The following is a 23,210-nucleotide window of genomic DNA, read 5'->3' as shown; positions in this document are numbered from 1 at the left end:
ACCGAGATGGCGTTATTAAATGTAGAAAAACTGTCGGTGCATTTCGGCGACGAAAAGGCACCGTTCCGTGCGGTTGACCGCATCAGCTACCAGGTAGAACAGGGCCAGGTCGTCGGGATTGTCGGCGAGTCCGGCTCCGGTAAATCGGTCAGCTCGCTGGCGATCATGGGGCTGATTGACTATCCCGGCCGCGTGAAAGCGGAGAAGCTGGAGTTCAATCAGCGCGACCTGCAGCGCATCTCCGAAAAAGAGCGCCGCCAGCTGGTGGGCGCAGAAGTGGCGATGATCTTCCAGGACCCGATGACCAGCCTCAACCCGTGTTACACCGTGGGCTACCAGATCATGGAAGCGCTGAAGGTGCATCAGGGCGGCAGCAAGCGCACGCGGCGTCAGCGTGCCATCGACCTGCTGGAGCAGGTGGGCATTCCCGATCCGGCGTCGCGGCTTGATGTCTATCCGCATCAGCTGTCTGGCGGCATGAGCCAGCGCGTGATGATCGCCATGGCCATTGCCTGTAAGCCGAAGCTGCTGATTGCCGATGAGCCAACCACGGCGCTCGACGTAACCATTCAGGCGCAAATCATCGAACTGCTGCTGGAGTTACAGAAGCAGGAGAACATGGCGCTGATCCTGATTACGCACGATCTGGCGCTGGTGGCCGAAGCGGCGCAGCACATCATCGTGATGTACGCCGGTCAGGTGGTGGAAAGCGGCAAAGCGGTGGATATCTTCAAAGCGCCGCGTCACCCGTATACGCAGGCGCTGCTGCGTGCGCTGCCGGAGTTTGCCGCCGACAAAGCGCGGCTGGCGTCGCTGCCGGGCGTGGTACCGGGCAAGTATGACCGCCCTAACGGCTGTCTGCTCAATCCGCGCTGCCCGTACGTGACCGACCGCTGCCGTACTGAAGAACCTGAGCTGCGCGATATTCCGGGCCGCCAGTCCAAATGTCACTTCCCACTGGATGATGCCGGGAGACCGACTTATGAGTCTTGATAACACGAAGCAGGATTACCTGCTGCAGGCGATTGACCTGAAAAAACACTATCCGGTGAAAAAGGGTCTGTTCGGCCAGGAGCGCCTGGTGAAGGCGCTGGACGGCGTCTCCTTTAACCTCGAGCGTGGCAAAACGCTGGCGGTGGTGGGCGAATCCGGCTGCGGTAAATCCACGCTGGGTCGCCTGCTGACAATGATTGAAACGCCGACCGCCGGCGAGTTGTACTGGCACGGGCAGGATCTGCTGAAACACGATCCGCAGGCGCAAAAGCTGCGCCGGCAGAAAATCCAGATTGTGTTCCAGAACCCGTATGGCTCGCTCAATCCGCGTAAGAAAATCAGCCAGATTCTGGAAGAGCCGCTGGTGATCAATACCGCGCTGAGCAAAGCGGAACGGCGGGAAAAAACGCTGGAGATGATGGCCAAAGTGGGCCTGAAAACTGAGCACTACGATCGCTATCCGCACATGTTCTCCGGCGGTCAGCGCCAGCGTATCGCTATTGCACGCGGCCTGATGCTCGATCCCGACGTGCTGATTGCCGATGAGCCGGTCTCGGCGCTCGACGTCTCGGTGCGCGCTCAGGTGCTCAACCTGATGATGGATTTACAGCAGGATCTCGGCCTGTCCTATGTGTTCATCTCGCATGACCTGTCGGTGGTGGAGCACATCGCCGACGAGGTGATGGTGATGTACCTCGGACGCTGTGTGGAAAAGGGCAGCAAAGAGGCGATCTTCAGCAACCCGCGCCATCCGTATACTCAGGCGCTGCTGTCGGCCACGCCACGCCTCAATCCGGACGAACGCCGCGAGCGCATCAAACTGACCGGTGAGCTGCCGAGCCCGCTGAATCCGCCGCCGGGCTGTGCGTTCAACGCACGCTGCCGCCGTCGTTTCGGTACCTGCGTGCAGCTGCAGCCGAAACTGAAGCAGTATGGTGAGCAGCAAATCGCCTGCTTCGCCGTCGACCAGGATGAGAATCAGCCGGTGGCGACGCCGTAATTACGGCCAGCCAGTGCGAAAGGCTCCTGCGGGAGCCTTTGTTATTGGTGGCCTGATACATGAGTAAAATTAACCTGACGTGTCTTAATCGCCTGCGATGGCAGAAATGTATTACGCGACTGAATCTTTAAATCGCTGGTCCTGAACCACAGCGAAAAGGTTAAGGCAAATTCTGAATCCGTGCCGCATTGTGTGAGCGCCGTCACGGCCAGAGATAACTGCACATTTCAATAGTAAGTTGTTTATTATCAGTGTATTAGCTTAATTATCTTCCGGCTGCTATTTCCGTTAATCGATTTTTATTAATCCTGCTCAATTAATCAGTGCATGCTTTTTGCATCTGTATATTTTCAATCTTTCAGATAAAACTCTTTTGTCGAATCTGCGGTTTTAATAATCAGAATTCTCTCACCGTGTCTTAACGTGTGTGTTATATTCGCGGAAATTACCCCTCCGCTTTAACAGGCTCTGATCATGAAGAACTACGACGATCTGCAGCGTTTCCAGGAAAAAACGCAAACGCTGGACATTGCTTTTAAGGATATGTCCGGGCAATCGCTGGAAGCCGATCACAGCCAGTGGGCGATCATCCGTCAGCTGGCGACGGATGATGAGCCGGAGCTGGGTAGCGGCCAGCGCGTCGATCTGCCGCAGCCGCAGCCAATTCGCGGCGATGAGTTTGTCGCGCCGCCGCAGGCTCTCAATCCGGCGCCCGTCGCCCGCAGTGAAAAGGCATCGCTGCTGCAGAGCCTCGCCGCCAGCGCGCCGGCACCCGACACAGAAACACCGCGCAGCGCGTTATTCCCGCCAGCAAGCAGCGCGCCCACTGCCGCGTCCGTGTCGTCGCTGGCACCGGCAGCCACGCACGTAGCGCGTCAGGCGGCCACTTCACTGTTCCCACCGCCGCCGGTCAGCGCGCCGGTTGCTGAACAGGCTGTTGCCCCTGCTGCCGCAGCACCGGCCACTGCGCCCGCCGTGGCGCAGCCGGAGCCTGCTACGCCCTCGCGCTTTGGCGCACTGTTCCGCTCACGTGCGGCGGAACCGGTTCATTTATCTAAAGAAACACTGCTCAAACCGTTACTGGAGAAGATCGCGCTATGCCATTAGTTTGTGTGTGCTCGCCAAAAGGGGGAGTAGGAAAAACCACCATGGCGGCCAACCTGGCCTGGAGTCTGGCGCGTGCCGGCAGCAAAGTGCTGGCGATCGATTTTGACGTACAAAATGCGCTGCGCCTGCATTTTGGCGTACCGCTGCACGACAGCCGCGGCTTTGTGGCGCGCTCGGAAGAGCAGGCTGACTGGAGTCAGTCGATCCTCACCACCGGCAGCAACATCTTTGTCATGCCTTACGGTGAGGTGACTGAAGCGCAGCGTGAGCGCTTCGAACACAACCTGGCGCACGATGCCCATTTCTTAAAACGCGGCCTGGATACCGTCCTGAATTATCCGGGTCTGGTAATTATTGCAGATTTTCCGCCGGGACCCGGTCCGGCGCTGAAAGCCATGCAGGCGCTGGCCGATATGCATTTAGTGGTGATGCTGGCGGATACCGCCTCGGTGGCGCTGCTGCCGCAAATTGAAAACCATCGCATGATTGGCCAGCCATTAAATAATCAGCACGGTCATTATTTCGTGCTCAACCAAAGTGATAATCGCCGGAATATCAGCCGTGAAGTGACCGCATTTATGCAGCAGCGGCTGGGCGATAATTTACTCGGCGTGGTGCACCGCGATGAAAGCGTGGCTGAGGCCAATGCCTCGCAGCAGTCAATCTATGATTTCAGCCCGGCTTCAGCAGCGGCGTTTGATATTGAACTGGTGGCAAAACGGGTGGCGAATATCCTGAATATCAACGTAGGCAACGGCGAAGTTCAGGCACCGATCCGCAGTCATTATTAACAAGCCCGGCCGCCAGCGGCCTGGTTCAAATAATAACAACACAGCTTCTTCAGGGTGAATCATGAGTAAACTCGGGTTTTACCTGCTGCTGCTGGTGCTTGCACCGGTCGCTGCGGTAATCGTCATCACGCCTATGGACAGCCAGAAACAGTATATTTTTGGTTTGATCAGTATTGGCATGATGTTTTTACTGGGCTTCAGTAAAAGCCGTAAAATAACCATTGTGATGGTTTTTCTTTCCGCGCTGATGTCGACCCGATATATCTGGTGGCGCACCACGGAAACGCTGCAATTTAATTCCGAAATTGAAGCGATTCTCGGTATCGGCTTATATCTGGCCGAGCTGTACGTGTGGCTGATCTTAATTCTCGGCTTCCTGCAAACCAGCTGGCCATTAAAACGCACCATCGAACCGCTGCCGGATGATACCCGCTTGTGGCCGACGGTCGATGTCTACGTGCCGACCTATAACGAAAGCCTCGACGTAGTGCGGGATACCGTGCTGGCGGCGCAGTGTATCGACTACCCGCGCGATAAGATCAAAGTTTACCTGCTGGATGATGGCAAACGCAGCGAGTTCGCGGTATTTGCCGCCGATGTTGGCGTCGGCTATATCACCCGCGACGATAACCGCCACGCCAAAGCCGGCAACCTCAATCACGCCATGAAAATCACCAAAGGCGAGCTGATTTGCGTGTTTGACTGCGACCACGTGGCGACGCGCACGTTCCTGCAGGCCACCGTCGGTCCGTTCCTGAAAGATCCGAAGCTGGCGCTGCTGCAGACGCCGCACTACTTTTACTCGCCGGATCCGTTCGAACGTAACCTGCGCGCCGCGCGCAGCATCCCGAATGAGGGCTCGCTGTTTTACGGCCCGGTGCAGCAGGGCAACGACAACTGGAACGCCACGTTCTTCTGCGGCTCCTGTGCGGTGATCCGCCGCAGCGCGCTGGAACAGATTGGCGGCTTCGCGGTGGAAACCGTCACCGAGGACGCACATACCGCGCTGAAAATGCAGCGTCTCGGCTGGGGTTCGGCGTTCCTGGCAATTCCGCTGGCGGCGGGTCTGGCGACCGAACGTCTGGGTCTGCACGTGATTCAGCGTACCCGCTGGGCGCGCGGCATGACGCAGATTTTCCGTGTCGATAATCCGCTGCTGGGCCGTGGGCTTAAGTGGCAGCAGCGTCTGTGCTATCTCAACGCCATGCTGCACTTCCAGTTTGGCCTGCCGCGCGTGGCGTTCCTCACTGCGCCGCTGGCTTACCTGCTGTTTAACCTGAATATTATCCACTCGTCGGCGTCACTCATCTTCGCTTACGTACTACCGCATCTGGTGATGTCGCTGTACGTTAACTCACGCATGAACGGCAAATTCCGCTACACCTTCTGGGGTGAAATCTACGAAACCGTGATGTGCTTCCACCTGGTGATTCCGACGCTGCTGACCCTGCTGTCGCCAAAGCACGGCAAATTCAACGTGACGGATAAAGGTGGTCTGCTGGACCAGGGCTTCTTTGACTTCCACATCGTGCGGCCTCACGTCATCGTTGCCGCGCTGCTGTCGATTGGCATCGTGGCCGGCGTGGTGCGCGCCGTGGCGCATGATTACTTCGGGGTGGACCCGTATGTGATTGCGCTCAACGTCGGCTGGGCGGTGTTCAGCCTGATCATCCTGATGGCGGCGATTGCCGTGGCGCGTGAAACCAAACAGGTGCGTAAAACCATTCGTATCGAGGTGCAGATCCCGGCGGTGATTCACTATGCCAGCGGCATCTCTTCGCGCACGCAAACCAGCGATCTGTCGATGGGCGGCGCGCAGCTGGATGCGCCGGACAACCGGCATGAGCACGATGAAATCGAAGAGATCGATCTGCTGCTGAAATCGGGTGCCATCACCATTCCGGTGAGCAAGATCTCCGGTGATGAGGAGACCATTCGCCTGCGCTTTGGCGCGATGCCGCTGGCGCGCCGCCGTGAACTGGTGCGCGTGGTGCTGGCGCGGGCCGATGCGTGGATCCAGCCGGAATATAAGCAGGACAATCCGCTGGTGTCGCTCGGCACCATCATCCGTACCGTCTTTGAGCTGTTCTGGCTGAGCTGGAAAGATCGCCGTGAGGCGCGCAAGCGTGATGGCCAGGCAACGGCCAAAGAGGACAGCGCAGCATGAAAACATTGACGTACACGTTGCTGGCCAGCGCGCTGACCACCACGCTGCTGCTCGCCCCTGCCTGGGCAGAGACGCCGGCGGTAACCCAGGACAGCGCCGCGCTCTCTGACGTACCGCCGCCGCAGGGGCTGGATGGCAGTGCCGATCCGCAGCTGAAGCAGGCCGCGGGCGACGCGCCGTACACGCCGGGCGATGCAGCGCCGCTGCAGGAAAATACAGCACCCGCACAGTCGGCAGAGTCAGCACCGCCGGCAGAGGCAGCAACGCCAGCAGCATCGGCTGCGCCTGACATCGTCATACCGCCGGTGGCTGCGGAGGCACCGGCTGCCGCTGATCCCGCTGGCGCGCTGTTAAACCAGCCGGTGAGCAGCACCATTTCGGTGGCGCAGATGGGGCAGCCGCGCGGCATCACCCTGACCGGCGGCCAGCTGCAGTCCGGTATTCTGTTTACCCTGCCGGGCGATGAGGTGATCACTAATGCGCGGCTCAACCTGTCGCTGCGCGTCTCTGCCGCGCTGGCGGCGCGCAACACGTCGCTGCAGCTGATGCTCAACGGCCAGCCGCTCGGCACCCTGCCGCTGGGTGCCAGCGACAGCGATGTCAGCGACTATCAGCTGGATATTCCGGCGGCGATGGTGGTTTCCAGTAATAACCTCAGCTTTAAAATCAACGATGCCGACAAGCTGCTGTGCGAAAAAGAGAGCGCGCAGCAGTATCAGGTCACCATTCTGCCGAAAACCACGCTCAGCCTTGAAGGCCAGCAGCTCAACATCGGCACCAGCCTGCGCAACTTCCCGCGTCCGTTTATTGATGTGCAGCGCATGACGCCCGCCAGCGTGACCTTTGGTTTTGCCGCTAACGTTTCGCCGGATAGCGTCAGCGCCGCCGCGCTGGTGGCTTCCTGGCTCGGCATTCAGTCGGATTACCGTGGCATCCGTTTCCCGGTGGTGCGCGGCGATCTGCCCGAGCACAACGGTATCCTGATCGGCCATCCGGGTGACAAAATCGGCAGCGTGACGCTGCCTGCGGCGAAGGGGCCGCTGCTGCAGGTGATCGATAACCCCAACAATCCGGTGTACAAACTGTTGCTGGTGGTCGGTGCAGATGATGCCCAGCTGCGCCAGGCGGCCAACCGCCTGACCACGCAGCCGCTGGCCACCGATGCCAGCAGCCTGAACGTACCGCCGCAGCCGATTGGCACGCGCAAACCGTACGACGCACCGCGCTGGATCAACACCAGCCGCCCGGTGCGCCTCAGCGAGCTGCTGCGTAAAGATCAGAGCCTGACCACCACCGGTATCTGGCACGATGCGCTGCGGGTTAACTTCCGCGCGGCGCCGGATCTGTTCCTGTGGGACGGCGACGCGATTCCGGTCAATCTGCATTACCGTTTCCCGTCGGAAAGCTGGATCGATGAAAACAATTCGTTCCTCAACGTCACGCTGAACGGCACTTTCCTGCGCAACCTAACGGTGAACAAAGTCGGGCTGCTGGAGAGCGCCTGGCACCGGCTGGGCGGCGATGCACGTCAGGAGCAGTACACGCTGAAGCTGGAGCCATACCTGATTTACGGCGACAACCAGCTGGCGCTCTACTTCAACATCAAGCCAAAGGCGGATGCGCCGTGCGGCGTGCTGCTCAACAACAACATCAAGAGCCGTATCGAAGAGGATTCGTGGATCGATCTGAGCCACACGCGTCACTTCACCATGCTGCCGAACCTATCGTACTTCGTCGGTGCTTCGTTCCCGTTCTCGCGGCTGGCGGATTTTTCGCAAACCACGCTGCTGCTGCCGGAGGCGCCGGGTGATGCCGAGATCGCCACGCTGCTGGACATGGCCGCGCGCGCCGGTAACGCCACCGGCGTGCCGCTGGTACAGAACCAGGTATTGTTCGGCCTGCCGAATGGCGGCACCAATCTGACGCGCCTGCAGCACAGCGATGTACTGGCGGTGAGCACCATGCAGCACAGCGCCTTCACGCAGCAGATGCTGGCCGGCACCGCTTACCAGACCAGCGGCAACACGCTGGGCGTTAAAGAGCCGACCACCGTCGATAAGCTGCGCGGCTGGCTGACCGGTGACTGGTCTCGCCAGCAGCTGGATGCCGATCGCTACTTCTCCTCAAATGAAGCGTGGCGCGGCTTTGTCAGCTATCGCTCACCGTGGAGCGCCGATCGTCTGGTGGTGATGACGGTCGCCACCAGCGATCAGCAGCTGCTGCGTTTGCACGATGATTTGAATTCGGCGCGCATCAACGCCGGCATCCGCGGTGATACTGCCATCATCACCGATGAGAACGGCATCCGCAGCTTCCGCGTCGGGCCGCAGTTCCCGAGCGGTGAAATGCCGTGGTACATGATGGTGGTGTGGTATGCCAACCAGCACTCGGTACTGATGGCGCTGGCGGCGCTGCTGCTGTCGGCGCTGATCGGCAGTGCGGCCTGGGTGATGCTGAAGCGCCACGCGTGGCGCCGTCTCCACCCGCAAGACGATAGCCACTCCGGCCGGAAGTAAGGATAAAAATAATGAAAAAACAGCTGATAAGTGCCGGTATTCGTCAGGCGTTGCTGCTGGGCGGCGCGCTGACCTTCTCACAGCCGCTGCTGGCGGCGGAGAGCACCAATCCGGCGTTACAGGCACTGTTCGACCAGGCGGCCTACTGGCATCAGAAAGCGCATGACGATCTGGCGAAAGCCTCGCTGCAAAAAATCCTGATGGTGGAGCCGAACAATACCCAGGCGCTGTATCTGCTGGCGCTCTATTCACAGCAAAGCGGCAGCGCGGCCGATGCGGCACAGTGGCGCGCCCGCCTGAGTGCGGTATCGCCCAACGATCCGCATCTGACGGAGCTGGACAACGCGCGGCAGCTGCAGAGCATTCCACAGGCGCAGCTGTCGCTGGCGCGTCAGCAGGCGCGCAGCGGTAACATCGCCGCCGCGCTGCAAACCTGGCGTAACACCTTCAGCGGCAACGAGCCGCCGCCGAGCGTGGCGGCAGAATATTATCTGACCATGGCCGGCGACCGCACGCTGCTGCCCCAGGCGGTGGAGGCGCTGCGGCAGTTTGCCGCCGACCATCCGCAGGATACCGGCGCTCAGCTGGCGCTGGGCAAAGCGCTGACCTATCAGGAAGCGACGCGCCGCCAGGGCATTGATGTGCTGGCCAGCATGGCGGACGGTAATAAAGAGGCCGATCGCTCGCTGCGTCAGGCGCTGCTGTGGCTGGCGCCGCAGGCGTCGGACGCCGCGCTGTACCAGACCTGGCAGCAGCGCCATCCGCAGGACAGCGCCGTGGTGGATTACTACCGCAAAAATGTCGGCGGCGCGGAGAAGGGCGCGGGCTTTAGCGCGCTGAACAGCGGCGACGTCAGCGGTGCGCAGAACAACTTTGAAAAAGTGCTGCAGGCCAACCCGCAGGACGCCGATGCGCTGGCCGGTATGGGCTACGTGGCGCAGCGCGCCGGACGCTACGCCGAAGCCGCCGATTATCTGACGCGCGCCGCACAGCTGGGCGGCGATCAGAGCCAGCAGCGTCAGCAGCAGGCGGCCGACGCCCGCTTTTATGCGCAGCTGGCAAATGCCCAGCAGGCGCTGAAAAACGGTGACAGCGCGCAGGCGCTGGCGCTGAGTGAGCCGCTGACGCAGGCCGAGGGCGAAAAAGGTATATCGGCGAAGCTGTTCCGCGCTGATGTGCTGCGCCGCAGCAATCAGCTGCAGCAGGCGGAGCAAACCTACCGGGCTATTCTGCAGAGCGATGCCGATAACCGCAGCGCCAAAGAGGGGCTGTTTTACGTGCTGCGCCAGCAAAACCGCAGCGCCGAAGCCAATACCCTGCTGGCATCATTGCCCGACAGCGTGCGCCAGAGCGTGGCACCGCGCGGTAACAGCAGCGATCCGCTGCGTGCGCAGGCAAAACGCGAGCTGGCGGCAGGCAATCGCAGTGCGGCCATCGCCACGCTGAACAGCGCCATTCAGCGCTATCCCAGCGACGGCTGGCTGCGACTCGATCTGGCGCGCATCTACCGCGCGCAGGGCGATAATTTACTGGCCGCCAACGTCATGCAGCCGACCCTGCGCAGCGGTGCCAGCACCAGCGAGCTGTATGCCGGTGCGCTCAATGCCAGCGAGAACGGTGCCTGGCAGCAGGCCAGCCAGCTGCTGGCGCGCATTCCCAACGGCAGCAAGAACAGTGAGATGCGCGAACTGGCGCAGCGCGTGAATTTCAATCTGCAAATGGCCACCGCCGATCGCTATCTGGCGCAGGGCTCTGACGCGGCAGCGGCCAATACGCTGCGCGCGCTGGCCGCCACGCCGCCAGCCAATCCGGTCGATGCCGGTAATCTGGCGCAGAAACTGGCCAAAGCCGGCGATCTCACCACGGCGGTGACGGTGGTGCGCGGCAACATGCAGCGCGGCGTGCAGGGCAACGCCGGTGATTACGCCGCGCAGGTGGCGGTACTGAATCAGGCGGGACTGACGACCGAAGCGCAGAGCTTTCTCAGCAGTCCGGAGTTGCAGGCGCGCAGTACGCCCACGCAGCTGGCCGGTATTCGCAACGGTTATCTCATCAATGAAGTCGATCGCCTGCGCGAGCAGAAGCAGTACGCCGCCGCCTATGACAAGCTGGTGGGTGCGCTGCAGCACGATCCGCAGAACCGCGATCTGATGTTTGCCATGGCGCGTCTGTATCAGTCCGGCAAGATGAACAAAGAAGCGGGCGTGGTGTATGACTATCTGCTGACGCAGGATACGCCCACTCAGGATGCGCGCACCGGTGCTATTGATGTGGCGCTGGCGCAAAACGACGTCGACAAAGCGAACACCTTAACCCGCGGCCTGCGCAATGAGCAGACGCCGGATCGCCTGTTACTGCTGGCACGCGTGGCGGAAGCCAACGGCGAGCACAGCCAGGCGATGAGCTACCTGCGCAGCGCGCGCGGCCAGCTGATTGGTCTGCAGGGCGCACAGAGCGGCAGCGTGCCGACCGTTGGCGGTCTGGCGCTGGCGGACAATCCGTTTATCAACCGCAGCACCTCGCCGGTGTCCGGTTCGCCTTCCAGCTATGGCACAGTGATGCCGTGGCAAACGGCACCGGCCACCAGCAGCAGCGCGCAGGACGTCACGCTGGCGAGCACCACGCCGGCGGTACGGCAGAGCCAGACGCTGCGCCAGATTGACGAAATGATGGACAATCTGCAGGAGAAAACCGGCACCTGGGTACAGGGACAGATGCAGGTGCGCGGACGCGACGGCGAATCGGGGCTCAGCAAGCTGACCGAAGCCAAGGCGCCGCTAACCTTCTCGACCGTGCCGTTCGGCGAGTCGCGCTTCGACTTTACTATGACGCCGGTGTCGCTCACCGCTGGCAGTGCGGCCGGTGATGCTTGGCGTCGCTTCGGCAGCAACGCGCTGGTGCAGGGCAATGTGGTGGCATCCGGCGCGGCCAAAATAGACGACACGCCGTCTTCGTCGACCGATTCGCAAAAGGCCACCGGCGTGGAACTGAATATGGCGCTGAAGGGCGACAGCTACAAAATCGACCTCGGCAGCACGCCGCTCGGCCAGGATCTCAGTACGCTGGTGGGCGGCGTGCAGTGGTCGCCGAAGCTGACCGATTTCCTGACGCTGATCCTCACCGGTGAACGCCGCGCCATGACTGACAGCCTGCTGTCGTACGTTGGCGTGGAGGACAAGACCAGCGGCAAGCGCTGGGGGCGCGTCACCAAAAACGGCGGCAACGCCATGCTGAGCTTCGATAACGGCGACGCGGGTTTCTACGTCGGCGGCGGCGCTTACAGCTATCTGGGCGAGAACGTGGCGAGCAACAACAGCGTGCAGGCCACGGCGGGCGCTTACGTGCGGCCTTACCACTACGACGACCGCGAGCTGAAGGTCGGCATGAGCCTGTCGTGGATGGATTTCTCCAAAAACCTGAGTTACTTCAGCTACGGTCAGGGCGGCTATTTCAGTCCGCAGAATTATGCCGCGGTGTCGTTCCCCATCGACTTCAGCCGCAAGTTTGATGATCTGAAAGTCAACGTTGGCGGTTCGGTCGGCTATCAGTCGTACAGCCAGGACAAGAGCGCGTATTTCCCCAACGATCCGTCGCTGCAGTCCCAGCTGCAAAGCCTCGCCGATCAGGGCTTTGTCAAAAGCGCCTACTACAGCGGTGAGAGCAAAAACGGCATCGGCTATAACCTGCACGCCGGCGCCGATTATAAGATTAATAAAGATGTCACCATCGGCGGCCAGCTCGGCTATGACACCTTTGGCGATTACAACGAAAGCACAGCCAATCTGTACTTCCGTTATCTGTTTGGAGACAACTAATGAGTGAGCAACCGGGCGCACGCATCAGCCATCCGTATCAGCCGGGCTGGTTTGATCTGGTCAGCGTGATGATTGAGAGCATGCTGGACAACGCTGGCGCGGAGGCGGAAGCCTTCCTCAACGGCGTGGGCGAATTGCTGGCAACGCGCTATCCTTTGCCGGAGGCGCGCACCGTGCAGGATCTGGAGCGCGAAATTAATCTCCAGCTGGCGCGCTTTAACTGGGGCTTTGTTCAGCTACAGCCGCAGCAGAACGCGATTATGCTTGAGCACCATGCACTGCCGCAGGGTGACAGCCAGCTTGATGCAGAACGCTGGCAGCTGGCGCTGAGCGCAGTGCTGGCCGGCGTGTACGCGCAGTGGCTACGTGCGCAGGGTGGTAGCGCGGCGGTACCGCTGACGCTGGAAAAAATCGACGGCGGCACGCTGCATTATCGATACCAATAGGAAGCTGTGATGAGAGTGATGCGGTTCTGGCGTCAGTGGATGCTGTGTTTCATGGTGATATTTTTCAGTGCTCAGGCGGCCGCCGATGGCTGGAGCAGTTACAAAAGCCGCTTTATGAGCAGCGACGGCCGCATCAGCGATACGGCCAATAACAACGTCAGCCACACCGAAGGTCAGGGCTACGGCATGCTGCTGGCGGTGGCGTATAATGATCGCGCCACCTTTGATTTGCTGTGGCAGTGGACGCGTACCCATCTGCGCAATCCGCAGAATGACCTGTTCTACTGGCGCTATACGCCGGGCGCAGCCGATCCCATCGCCGATAAAAATGATGCTTCGGACGGGGATGTGCTGATCGCCTGGGCGCTACAGCGCGCGGCGCAGAAGTGGGGCGGTGATTATCAGCAGGCGTCGGATCGCATTCAGCGCGCGGTCATCAAGCTAACGGTGATCGACTACGCCGGCCGCAAGGTCATGCTGCCGGGCGCGCAGGGCTTCAATAAAACCAGCTATGTGGTGCTTAACCCTTCCTATTTCCTGTTCGCCGCATGGCAGGAGTTTGCGCAGCACAGCCATCTGCGCGTGTGGAACACGCTGATTGATGATGGCCTTGCGCTGCTGGGCGACATGCAGTTTGGCAAAACCGGCCTGCCGCTGGATTGGGTGGCGCTGAACGCCGATGGCTCCGTCGCGCCGGCGGTCGGCTATTCCAACCGCTTCAGCTATGACGCGATTCGTATTCCGCTGAATATCTGGTGGTACGATCCGCAAAGCCTGCGGCTGGTGCCCTTCCAGCGCGTCTGGCAGGGCTACGCGCGCGACACCACGCCCGCGTGGTTTGATGTGCTGGCCAACACCCCGGCGCCTTACAATATGGAAGGTGGCCTGACCGCGGTGCGCGACCTGACGCTCAACCAAACCGGCTACCTCAGCGACCGCCTGGCGCCGGAGCAAAACTATTTCTCCGCCAGCCTGCAACTGCTAACCTGGCTGGCTTATCAGGAGAAGCGATAGCCGAACGCTACCTGCACCCGTCGGGATTTATACCGGAGCGCATCAAAGCGCACCCTGTAAAAACCACGCAACTATCTTGTAGGGTCGCCATTTATGGCGACCTTTTCATTTTCGTGTGCTTATTTAAAATCCGCATACGGTTCCAGTGGCTGTGGTGGCATATCCATGTCGCCGTTCCAGCCGGCCATTGAATAGCGCACATACAGCAGCCCGTGGCTTGGGGTGTAATCTTTCGCCTGCTGAATGTCCATGGCTAAACCCAGCGACCAGTGCGGCGTGATGCGCCGCTCTATCAACGCCTGCACGGTATAGCCGAAACCGCGTCCGGAACTGCTGTCCGATGACGGATTGCTGGCCAGCGTAAAGCCTGGATTCACCGGGTAGCGCGCCTGAGCGTCGGTGGTTGACTGTGACCACGACACCGAGCCGCCGAGTTCATACGACCAGTTTTCCGTGCGCTGACGCCAGGTCAGCGGCACCGCCAGTGAGAAGTAGCGCTGCGGGCTGTAATAGCCGCCCTGGCCAAAGGTGTAGTCGCTCAAATCTTTCTGATAGTGCCACAGCATACTGTTCAGGCCGATGGTGGCGCGCTGGTTGTCGCTATTGATCAGCTTGTAGTAATAGCCTGCCATCAGCCGTTCGCGGCTGTTGTCCGCCACGTTTTCACCGCTGATTTGATGGGCGCTGAGATCGGCCCACACCCCGTGCGCGCCGCCCCGATCGTAGCTCAGGCCGATGCCGCCGCCGGTCGCGACGACGCCGCCCCAGTTTTTGCCGCCGTTAGTGGCCGGATCGCGCGCGCCGGCGTAAGCCAGCAGCGAACTGGAGATCGGGCGACGTGAAGCGGTAAAAGTCACCCCGAGATCGTCGATGTCAGTTTTCCAGCTTACGCCGCCGACCCAGTTAGTGACGGTAAAACCGAGCGGCGTGGTGCCGATATCGGCTGACCAGCGATCGTTGTGCCAGCCGACGCCCAGCGCGGTGCCTTCGTCCCGCTGGGTGAAATCGCGCCGGCAGCCCCCGGCGTTGGCGTCGTTACAGCTGCCGAACTGTTCACTGTGGCTGCCATCAGTGGTGGAAAACGTACCGGCAGACACCTGTACGTGATCGACGCGCACAAAGCTGCGGCCATCGGCCAGCGGGGTTTCCGCCTGCAGCATGGTGGTATGAGCGGTAAAGTCAGAGGTGCCACCGTTGCCCTTATCGCGCGAGTAGTCCTGTTCCAGCGTCACGGTGGTGTCCTGCTGGCGATACAGGTCAGCGGCGTCGCTGCGGATGCTGCGCTTCAGCCAGTCGTCCTGGGCCTGCGTGCGCGTCAGCCGGGTATAGCGGGCGTTATCGTCTGGCAGCGCAGGGGTGATGCCGCTGGCGACCATCGCCGCGCGGTAATCCTGCTGTGCCAGCGCGGGCTGGCGCTGCTGTCTCTCCAGCCGCGCGGCATCACGCAGCACCAGCGCTTTTTCCTGTGACGGCGCGACAGCGGCGGCGCGGGTTTTCAGCGCGCTGAACAGCTGCTGCGCTTTGAGGAGATCGCCGCTGTTTTGCCAGGCGAGTGCCACGCGCCGGCCGCTGTTCAGGCTCTGCTGCGCCACGCTGTCCGGCAGGCTGTGCAGCGCTGCGCGCGCTTCGGTGGTGCGCTGCAGCGCCAGCAGCGCCTCGATGCGGCCGAGCGCGGCATCGTTGTTGCTGGCGTCCTGCTGCAGCACCTGCTGATAACCGGCCAGCGCTGTTGTGGCATCGCCCCGCTCCAGCGCCCAGTCGGCCAGCGTAATGTCGCGGCGCGGCGAGGCCGGCTGCTGTTGCAGCAAGCGGATGGCGGCGGCTTCATCACCGCGGGCGCGTAGCTCCCCGGCACGCCCGAACGCCTGGTTTTGCGCCAGGCGATCCGCCAGTTCATGCATGTTGCTGTCCCAGCGGGCGGTGGGTAAACGGTGCAGCGTGGCCAGCGCGGCGGCATCGTCGTCGCCGGATGACTGCCACAGTGCCGTGGCATACAGCGCGGCTGGCTGCTGCGGCTGCTGGCGCACCATCGCGGCCATTACCGCCGCGCCTGCCTGGTTGTCACCGCTGCTGCGTAGCGCATTGGCCAGCCGCCAGGCCAGCCAGACATCATCCGGTCGCGCCTGAGCCGCCTCACGGTATTTCGCTACCGCCTGCGGCCATTGCTGCTGCTGCGCCAGCGCGTCTGCGTCGGCCAGCAGGCTCTCAATACGTAAATTGCTCAGGCGCTGCTGCGCCGTGCCGTTACTGCGGTCAAGGCGCAGCGCCTGCTGCCAGTACTGCCGGGCTAACGCGCTGTTTTTACGCGCCTGCGCCACATCACCGAGGCCGATGAGCGCCCAGCTATCATTACTGTCGATGGCCTGCGCGCTGCGGTACTGCCGCTCAGCGCCGGATAAATCCCCCTGCTTCAGCGCCGCGTCGCCGCTGTCGATAGCCAGCCAGTAACGATTGGTCTGTAACAGGGACTGCCACTTGCCGATTTGCGTGCTGGCCTGGCCCGCCTGAATCGCTTTCTGTAGCCAGCTGATGGCGGCGGCGCGGTGACCGGCACGCGCCTGTGCCTGGCCCATAGCACCGAGCAGTTCGGCGTCGTCCGGATTGGCCTTCAGCGCCGCCTGTAATGCGCCGATTGCCGCCGCGCCGCCGCCAGCTTCGACCAGCGCCAGGCCGCGCATGCGCTGGCGGAAGGCCGGATCGGCCAGCATTTTTTGCTGACGCGCCAGCTCATCCGCTCCGCGCTGTTGCGCATCGCCGCTGGTGAACACCTGCAGATACTGCTGCAGGCTGGCAACGCTGCGCTCGCTCACCGGCTGGTTCTGGATCTGCTGCAGCCACAATTCAGACGCGGCATCGCGGCCGCCGTCGCGGTTGGCCAGCTGACGCAGCTGGGTCACCGCCTGATCCGGCTGATTATTATCAAACGCCATGCGCGCCAGCTGTAGCTCGACGCCGATATTGCCCGGATAACGCTGCTCCAGCGCCTGCAACTGACGCCAGGCGAGCGGCTGCTGGCCTGGCAGGCGCGCCACCAGTCGCCAGTACTCCAGTTCGGTGTTTACATCGGGAAAGACGCCGTGAAACAGCGCATCCCACGCGGTTTTGGCCTCCGGCAGCCGTCCGGCGGTGGCCAGCAGCCGCGCCTGCTGCAGCTGCTGACGTCCTTCGGGGCTCATCAGGCGCAAACCTGCCGCAGATTCGCGTGTGGCGGCGTCATCCGGCGCAGCCTTTTGCAGCGCATCGAACAGCTGCTGCGCTTTGGCCTGATCGCCCTGACGCAGCGCCATACGAATGCGTGCCGCCAGCACCTGCGGGTTATCCGGATCGATTTTTTCCAGCCGGTACAGCGACTGCTGCACCAAATCGTATTTGTTGGTGGATTCGCCGGTACGAATCTGCATCAGCAGCCACGCGACCGGCGCCACCTGCGGACCGGGCGCGGCCGCCACGCTGCCGGCCAGCGCACTGGCGATCAGCAGCGCAAGCGGTAACTTATTCATCGTCATCCAGCTCAGCCAGGCGACGACGGCTCACCATGCGCATCAGGCGCCAGGCCATCAGGGCGAACAGGATCACCACCAGTACGGCACATATCGCCAGCCATACCGGATGGGTGGCCAGCAGATTCCACAACCGCTCCCACCACGGCAGATGCCCGACAAAGTAGGTATCACCCACGCGCACGCTGTTGACGCCGGACTCCCGGACGATGCTGACGGAACCGAACATCGCCGCGCGTTTGCCGCTGTCGCGCAGCGCTGCATTCAGCAAATCCCAGCCGCGCGGGCTGTCAGCCAGTAGCGCGACCACGCTGCGCTGATCGTGAAACGGCGACTGGAAGCCAACCAGGGCGCCGAGCGGACCGCGCGAACTGATGCCGGTCTGGCTTTCGGCAGTGCGCTCGCTGGCTGATAGTGGCACGTTGGGCGCGCTGCCCGGGCGCGATGGCATGTTGAGGGTGCTGCGCGTGCGATCCACCAGCAGATTGATCGCCGTGTCCGCCTGCAGATCCGGCGGAATGCTGCCGATCAGCAGCAGATCGGCATCGTGGTCTTTGGCGTTGCGCCAGTCATCGCTCATCTGCACGCGCAGTGCCGGATAGCCGGTCTGGGCGCCGATCGCCCCCAGCGCGTCAAGCAGCGTACTGACTTCGCCGCTCTCCGGTTTTGCCGGCACCAGCACCAGGGTTTGCGCCAGATCGGCGAAGCGGCTGAACGGGAAGCCAGCGCTGGCAAACGCGCCGAGCGAAGGCATTTCAATGTAGTGACGATAGCCGGAGAAATCGATGCTGGAGCGATCGTCGATCACCGCATGGTGCGCGACGGGGGTGACGGTTTCACAGCGGCCATCGGCAGTGCCGCCGATAAAGGTATTGGCGTAATCAAAATCAAAGCGCAGCTGGTTCACCACACCGAGACGCAGTGCCGGAATGGTCAGCTGACGGCTGTTGTCCTGCAGGCCCTGCATCAGCGGAATGCGCATCAGCTGCTGGCCCGCGCCATCTTTACTGGTCAGCGGATAATCCTGCATGAACTGGTTATTGAGATGCACTGCCAGCCGTGAGCCGTCCTGCTGCACCGGTGAGGTGTAGCGATAGATCAGGTCCATATCAATGCCGCGTGCGCGCACCAGGAACAGATCCGGCGGCAGGTTAAGCGTCAGGCTAATCGGGTTGGGTTGCAGGCCATCAGCCTGCAGCTGGTTCTGATACTGCGTCAGTTCACCAAAGGTGGTGCGGCGATCGGTGCGTACCCAGTTTGGCGCATCGTACGGCTGGCGCGGGGCCAGCAGTTTCACGCTCTCGATGGTGGCGCGCTCGCCGCGCAGCAGCAGTTCACCCTGCGCAATGCCCTCTACTGCAGTGATCAGATCGTTATCGTCGCGGCCGAGAATCAGCAGCATCTTCTGATAGGGATTGTCCGGCTGGCTGACCATTTCCACGGTGGGTTTGTCCACCGGCGGCAGCGTTTGCAGGAAGTCAGGCCGGCGATCGTTGGTGGCGAACACCACCGCATGCTGCCCTTCCGGCAGCTGGTTATACAGCACCGGGAAGGACTGGCCGCGCCACTGCGCCTGGCTACCGAACCACGAGGCCAGCAGGCCTGCCGCACGCTGTTGCTGCACATCCGGCTGGCCGCTGAACACCATCGGCAGCTGCAGCGGCCGGTTGTCGCGCGCGTCAAAGAATGGCTCCGGGAAATGAGAGAGATCGTTTTTCAGCGGCAGCTTCTGCAGCGTCAGGTCCAGTTTGCTCGCTTTACCGATATCCAGCCAGATGGTGCTGTTGGCCGGATTTTCACACACGTTGGCGTAGTGGCCGACCAGTTCCAGGCGGATGCGGTTAAAGTCGCTAATGTAGCGCGGGTCGATCGCCAGCTGCGTCTGGTTCTCTTTGCCGAGCTGATCGGCGGTGACGGTGACCAGTCCTACCAGTTCATCGTTGAGATACACCTTGAGCTGCGACTGCGTCGGCAGCAGCGCCGGCGAAGGCCGGTAGTTGAGCGTCAGCAGCGCGCGCGTGACCACTTCATCGCTGCGCACGCCGAACTCAATCTGGCTGGTGGGGACGGTGCCGCGCAGCGTCATGCTACCCGGCGGCGGTGCCACCTGGGTAAACAGCAGCTGGCTATCGCGCAGCGGGGCGCTGGCATCGAGCGGTTGGTTCACGTCGGGCAGCGGCACAGAGGTTGCCGCAGGCGGTGCAGCAGGAAGCGCCGCCGGAAGTGCCGCCTGCGCCAGAGACGCCGTGCCCAGCAGCAGGGCGGTGAACCAACTCAGTTTTCTCGTCATGGTCATATCATCAGCTTAGGTAAAATCAGTGTTGAGCGTTGCCGGTCGCGGACGGACGCTATGCGGCAACAGCGTTGCCAGCCAGTGCAGTCCGGCGGTCAGGCCACGGAACAGGCGGCGCAGCGGTGCCGGACCATACTCCGCCAGCCGCAAATAGCCTTTGAAGCCGAGCAGCATAATGTCCGCCAGGCTCTGCACCGGTTTATCCTCCGGAAAACCGTCCTGCCACAGCGCCCAGGTATCGGCGCGCGCAAAGGTGCACTGAATGAATTCGATGTGCTGGCGGGTGGAGAGCTGGTGCAGGCGGATACCCGCGCGGCGGCCAAATACGCGCTGTACCTGGCACGGGAAGCTGAACTCCTGCTGTCCGCGCCGCAGCAGCAGCGAGACGCTTTCGTTCTCGCGCAGTGCATCCGGCTCGCGCAGTTCGACGCCCACGCCGCCGTCAGAGTAGTCGCGCAGCGTGCACGGCAGCATATGACCATCGGCGCGTGCCAGCGCCGCCGGCATGGCGATCTCCACGCGGTGCGCTTCACGGATTTGACGCGCTTCCACCGACACCGCCACCGCGCCGCCGAGAATAATCATGTTGTAAACCACCCACACCAGACTGACCCAGATGGTGAGCAGCTCATTGGCCGGGCCGTGTGCCATGCGCCAGAAGCCCATGCCGATACCGGCAATGTTCAGCAGCACCAGCAGCATGTAGGGTTTGGTGATCACCCAGTCGAGATGACGCTCTTCTACCAGGCCCCCTTTGGCGGTCACATTGAATTTGCCTTTGTGCGGATTAAACAGCGCGACGGTGGTAGGGCGGGCGATGTACCAGGCGAGCACGGTTTCATACACCTCGCTCCAGAACGAGTGGCGCCAGCGCCCCTGGATGCGCGAGTTGGTCAGGCTGGTATGCACCATGTGCGGCAGCACGTAGATGGCGATGGCCAGCGCGGGCGCATAGATGATGTAGGCATGGCACAGCAGAAACGCCAGCGGCGCCAGCAGAAAGATCAGCCGGGGGATACCGGCAAGAAAGTGCAGCATGGCGTTGGCGTAACACAGCCGCTGTACCAGCTTCAGCCCTTTGCCAAACAGCGGATTATCGAGACGGAAGATCTGCACCATGCCGCGCGCCCAGCGGATGCGCTGGCCAATATGCGCTGACAGACTTTCGGTCGCCAGCCCGGCAGCCTGAGGAATGCGGATGTAGGCCGAGGTGTATCCGCGGCGGTGCAGTCGCAGCGAGGTGTGCGCATCTTCGGTAACGGTCTCTACCGCGATGCCGCCAATCTCATCCAGCGCGCTGCGGCGCAGCACTGCGCAGGAGCCGCAGAAAAAGGCGGCATCCCAGGTGTCGTTACCATCCTGCACCAGACCGTAAAACAGCGAGCCTTCATTCGGCGTCTGGCGGAAACGGCCGAGGTTGCGCTCAAACGGGTCTGGCGAGAAGAAGTGGTGCGGTGTCTGCAGCATGCCCAGCCGGTGATCTTTCAGGAACCAGCCCATGGTGAGCTGCAGGAATGAGCGCGTCGGCACGTGGTCGCAGTCAAAAATCGCCACGTATTCGCTGCGGCAGGTGGTTTTCAGCGCATGGTTGATGTTGCCGGCCTTGGCGTGTTCGTGGCTGGGGCGCACCACGTAATTGACGCCCACGCTGGCGGCAAACTCGCGAAACTCCTCGCGCGTGCCGTCATCAAGAATATAGATGTTGAGTTTATCCTGCGGCCAGTCGATACCCAGCGCAGCATAGATGGTGGGTTTGACCACGCTGAGCGGCTCGTTGTAGGTCGGCACCAGAATATCGACGCTGGGCCAGCTGGCGATCTCCGGCGGCATGGAGACCGGCTGGCGGTTGAGCGGCCACAGCGTCTGGAAATAGCCCAGCACCAGTACCGTCCACGCGTAGGTTTCCGCGCCAATCAACAGCAGGCCAAACGTCAGGCTGAGCGGATCGTCCCAGTTAAGGGTTTCCGTATAGCGCCACCACAGATAGCGGCAGGAGATGGTGAGCGACAGCACGATCAGCATGATGGTCACCAGCCGGCCCGGCATACGGCGCACCAGCATGGCCAGCGCCCACAGCAGCAGCACAAACACAAACTGCGTGGTGATATCAAACGGCTGCGAGATGCACAGCAGCGCCAGCAGGCTGGCGGCGATCGCCACTACGATGAACAGCAACTGACGCACGCGCCGTGGCAGGCGCTGCAGCCAGCGTTCGCTGCGCTGCGGTACGCCGCTGTGCTCCAGCCGCGCCGGCAGCTGCGCCAGCCATTGATACAGCTGCTGGCGCCAGCGGAACAGCGAGCCAAAGGCGTTAAAACGTTTACGCTCGCTGCGCGCGCTGCCGTCCAGCGGCAGCATGATAAGCAGCCACAGGCTCTGGAGTGCATAGCGCACAATATCCAGCGGACGCGGGCGCAGCGGAGAGATATGCGGGAAGTAGCGCTGACGCTGCTGCAGCACGCGCCGCCACGCCGGCGTTTCCAGCCGCAGCAGCGACCAGGCGAGCACGCACCACAGCAGATGCAGCGCGACCGTTAACCGCCCGGCGCCGTGCTGACGCGCCAGGTGCGCGCGCTGCTGCAATGCCTGCGAGGCCTGCGGCACCAGCAGCCAGCGCAGCGCATTCATGCGCCACCTCCGGCGACATGCAGCAGCAGCCAGTTGGCCAGCGTATTGATCTCTTCGCTGGCCAGCGCATGCGGACGCCAGGCGCCCACCGGCTGTTTCATCATCAGCGCTTCCGCCAGCGCTTCATCGCGATGAATCACCTGTGGAATCAGGTTCTTAAGCGAGCGCAGCCACAGCTGATGCAGATCCTGCTGCAGCTGGCTGTTGGCGTTGAACTGGTTAATCAGAAACAGCGTCTGCGGCGAAAAGTGCGCGCGGTGCAGGCGCAGCTGGCAGTTGGCATCCAGCGTTAACAGCTGAAGCAGCCGATCGGCGGCCGGGATGAACGCCAGCTGCCACGGCAGCAGATCCGCCGGAAGGTCGAAAATAATCCACTGATAGCGCTGTTTCAGGGCCGGCAAAGCCTTAAGCAGCGGTTGTGCAATTTCCGCTGTCGCTGCGTTTAAGGATAAGGTCTGCTGATGCGTGAGCGTGCCAGACGGCAGAAAATCCAGCCCCGGCTGATAGCGCAGCGCGCTGTGCTGCCACGGCTGGTTATCCAGCTGCGCACGCAGCCAGCCGTGCGGCGTGTCGAGCGGCAGATTAAAGTGGGCCGCCAGTTGATTGGCTGGCGAAAGGTCGATAAGCAGCACCGACTGCTGCAGCGCGTTTAGCGCCCAGCCCAGCGCGGCACTGAGTGCCGTCGCGCCACACCCGCCGCGCAGCCCCTGTAAGGCGAGAACCGGCATTAGCGTGGTGACTCCGGTCCCTGCGTGCATTCCTGCAACAACGGCCAGCGCGACAGCAACTGTTGCAGACGCGCTTCACGGGCAATATCAATATAGCGAAACGCCTTCAGTGAAAAGGCGTCACTCAGGGCGTTAATATCATCCTGATCTTCGCTGCCGACAGCGATCAGTGAAAAAGCATTTTCAGTTTTCATTACTTTTTTGCCACCAAA

At 61.8% G+C, this 23,210-nt stretch carries 14 protein-coding genes; 9 read left to right on the top strand and 5 right to left on the bottom strand.

The window, feature by feature from the left end:
• The first annotated feature begins 6 nt into the window (after positions 1-6).
• The 9 genes from dppD to F3J41_RS21240 all read left to right on the top strand — a co-directional run bounded on the left by dppD (position 7) and on the right by F3J41_RS21240 (position 13,849).
• Positions 7-993, top strand: a complete 987-nt coding sequence (gene dppD, locus F3J41_RS21280; RefSeq protein ID WP_021507019.1) for a dipeptide ABC transporter ATP-binding protein — start codon at positions 7-9, stop codon at positions 991-993.
• Positions 983-1,993 carry a dipeptide ABC transporter ATP-binding subunit DppF gene (gene dppF, locus F3J41_RS21275; RefSeq protein ID WP_021507018.1) on the top strand — a complete coding sequence of 337 codons (1,011 nt, stop codon included), beginning with the start codon at positions 983-985 and terminating at the stop codon, positions 1,991-1,993. Before dppD ends, dppF begins: the two co-directional genes overlap by 11 nt.
• Before the next feature lie 474 nt (positions 1,994-2,467).
• Positions 2,468-3,100: a cellulose biosynthesis protein BcsO gene (gene bcsO, locus F3J41_RS21270; protein WP_059010818.1), complete on the top strand. Its 633-nt coding sequence runs from the start codon at positions 2,468-2,470 to the stop codon at positions 3,098-3,100.
• Positions 3,091-3,891, top strand: coding sequence for a cellulose biosynthesis protein BcsQ (bcsQ, locus tag F3J41_RS21265; protein WP_031279622.1), 801 nt, complete (start codon positions 3,091-3,093; stop codon positions 3,889-3,891). Before bcsO ends, bcsQ (F3J41_RS21265) begins: the two co-directional genes overlap by 10 nt.
• Before the next feature lie 61 nt (positions 3,892-3,952).
• Positions 3,953-6,058 (top strand): UDP-forming cellulose synthase catalytic subunit, encoded by a 2,106-nt coding sequence (gene bcsA / locus F3J41_RS21260; RefSeq protein ID WP_021507015.1) that lies wholly within the window; start codon positions 3,953-3,955, stop codon positions 6,056-6,058.
• On the top strand, positions 6,055-8,574 hold the full coding sequence (bcsB, locus tag F3J41_RS21255) for a cellulose biosynthesis cyclic di-GMP-binding regulatory protein BcsB (protein ID WP_166712363.1): 2,520 nt from the start codon (positions 6,055-6,057) through the stop codon (positions 8,572-8,574). Before bcsA (F3J41_RS21260) ends, bcsB (F3J41_RS21255) begins: the two co-directional genes overlap by 4 nt.
• Before the next feature lie 11 nt (positions 8,575-8,585).
• Positions 8,586-12,389 carry a cellulose biosynthesis protein BcsC gene (locus F3J41_RS21250; RefSeq protein ID WP_166712361.1) on the top strand — a complete coding sequence of 1,268 codons (3,804 nt, stop codon included), beginning with the start codon at positions 8,586-8,588 and terminating at the stop codon, positions 12,387-12,389.
• On the top strand, positions 12,389-12,835 hold the full coding sequence (bcsD, locus tag F3J41_RS21245; RefSeq protein WP_058758083.1) for a cellulose biosynthesis protein BcsD: 447 nt from the start codon (positions 12,389-12,391) through the stop codon (positions 12,833-12,835). The genes F3J41_RS21250 and bcsD overlap by 1 nt, the downstream gene beginning before the upstream one ends.
• A 9-nt stretch (positions 12,836-12,844) precedes the next feature.
• The gene (locus F3J41_RS21240; protein WP_031279620.1) at positions 12,845-13,849 is read left to right on the top strand and encodes a glycosyl hydrolase family 8; all 1,005 of its coding nucleotides are present in this window, start codon (positions 12,845-12,847) and stop codon (positions 13,847-13,849) included.
• A gap of 119 nt (positions 13,850-13,968) precedes the next feature.
• Here the strand turns inward: F3J41_RS21240 and bcsC are convergent, their stop codons facing one another.
• From bcsC to bcsR, 5 genes are read right to left on the bottom strand one after another with little or no spacing between them, the layout of a single operon-like run.
• A complete protein-coding gene (gene bcsC, locus F3J41_RS21235) occupies positions 13,969-17,349 on the bottom strand; it encodes a cellulose synthase complex outer membrane protein BcsC (protein ID WP_059010810.1) in 3,381 nt (1,126 codons plus the stop codon).
• Positions 17,342-19,639, bottom strand: a complete 2,298-nt coding sequence (gene bcsB, locus F3J41_RS21230) for a cellulose biosynthesis cyclic di-GMP-binding regulatory protein BcsB (RefSeq protein ID WP_166712359.1) — start codon at positions 19,637-19,639, stop codon at positions 17,342-17,344. The genes bcsC and bcsB (F3J41_RS21230) overlap by 8 nt, the downstream gene beginning before the upstream one ends.
• Positions 19,640-19,654: 15 nt before the next feature.
• Positions 19,655-22,270, bottom strand: coding sequence for a UDP-forming cellulose synthase catalytic subunit (gene bcsA / locus F3J41_RS21225; RefSeq protein ID WP_159378052.1), 2,616 nt, complete (start codon positions 22,268-22,270; stop codon positions 19,655-19,657).
• Positions 22,267-22,998: a cellulose biosynthesis protein BcsQ gene (bcsQ, locus tag F3J41_RS21220; RefSeq protein WP_104189225.1), complete on the bottom strand. Its 732-nt coding sequence runs from the start codon at positions 22,996-22,998 to the stop codon at positions 22,267-22,269. The genes bcsA (F3J41_RS21225) and bcsQ (F3J41_RS21220) overlap by 4 nt, the downstream gene beginning before the upstream one ends.
• Positions 22,998-23,192, bottom strand: a complete 195-nt coding sequence (gene bcsR, locus F3J41_RS21215; protein ID WP_021507005.1) for a cellulose biosynthesis protein BcsR — start codon at positions 23,190-23,192, stop codon at positions 22,998-23,000. Before bcsR ends, bcsQ (F3J41_RS21220) begins: the two co-directional genes overlap by 1 nt.
• Positions 23,193-23,210: the final 18 nt, after the last annotated feature.

Origin of the sequence: Pantoea sp. Ap-870 (genome assembly GCF_011752515.1) — a bacterium.
GTDB lineage: Bacteria > Pseudomonadota > Gammaproteobacteria > Enterobacterales > Enterobacteriaceae > Pantoea > Pantoea dispersa.
The sequence above is the reverse complement of the archived record's forward strand: the minus strand, read 5'-3'. Positions and strand labels throughout refer to the sequence as shown.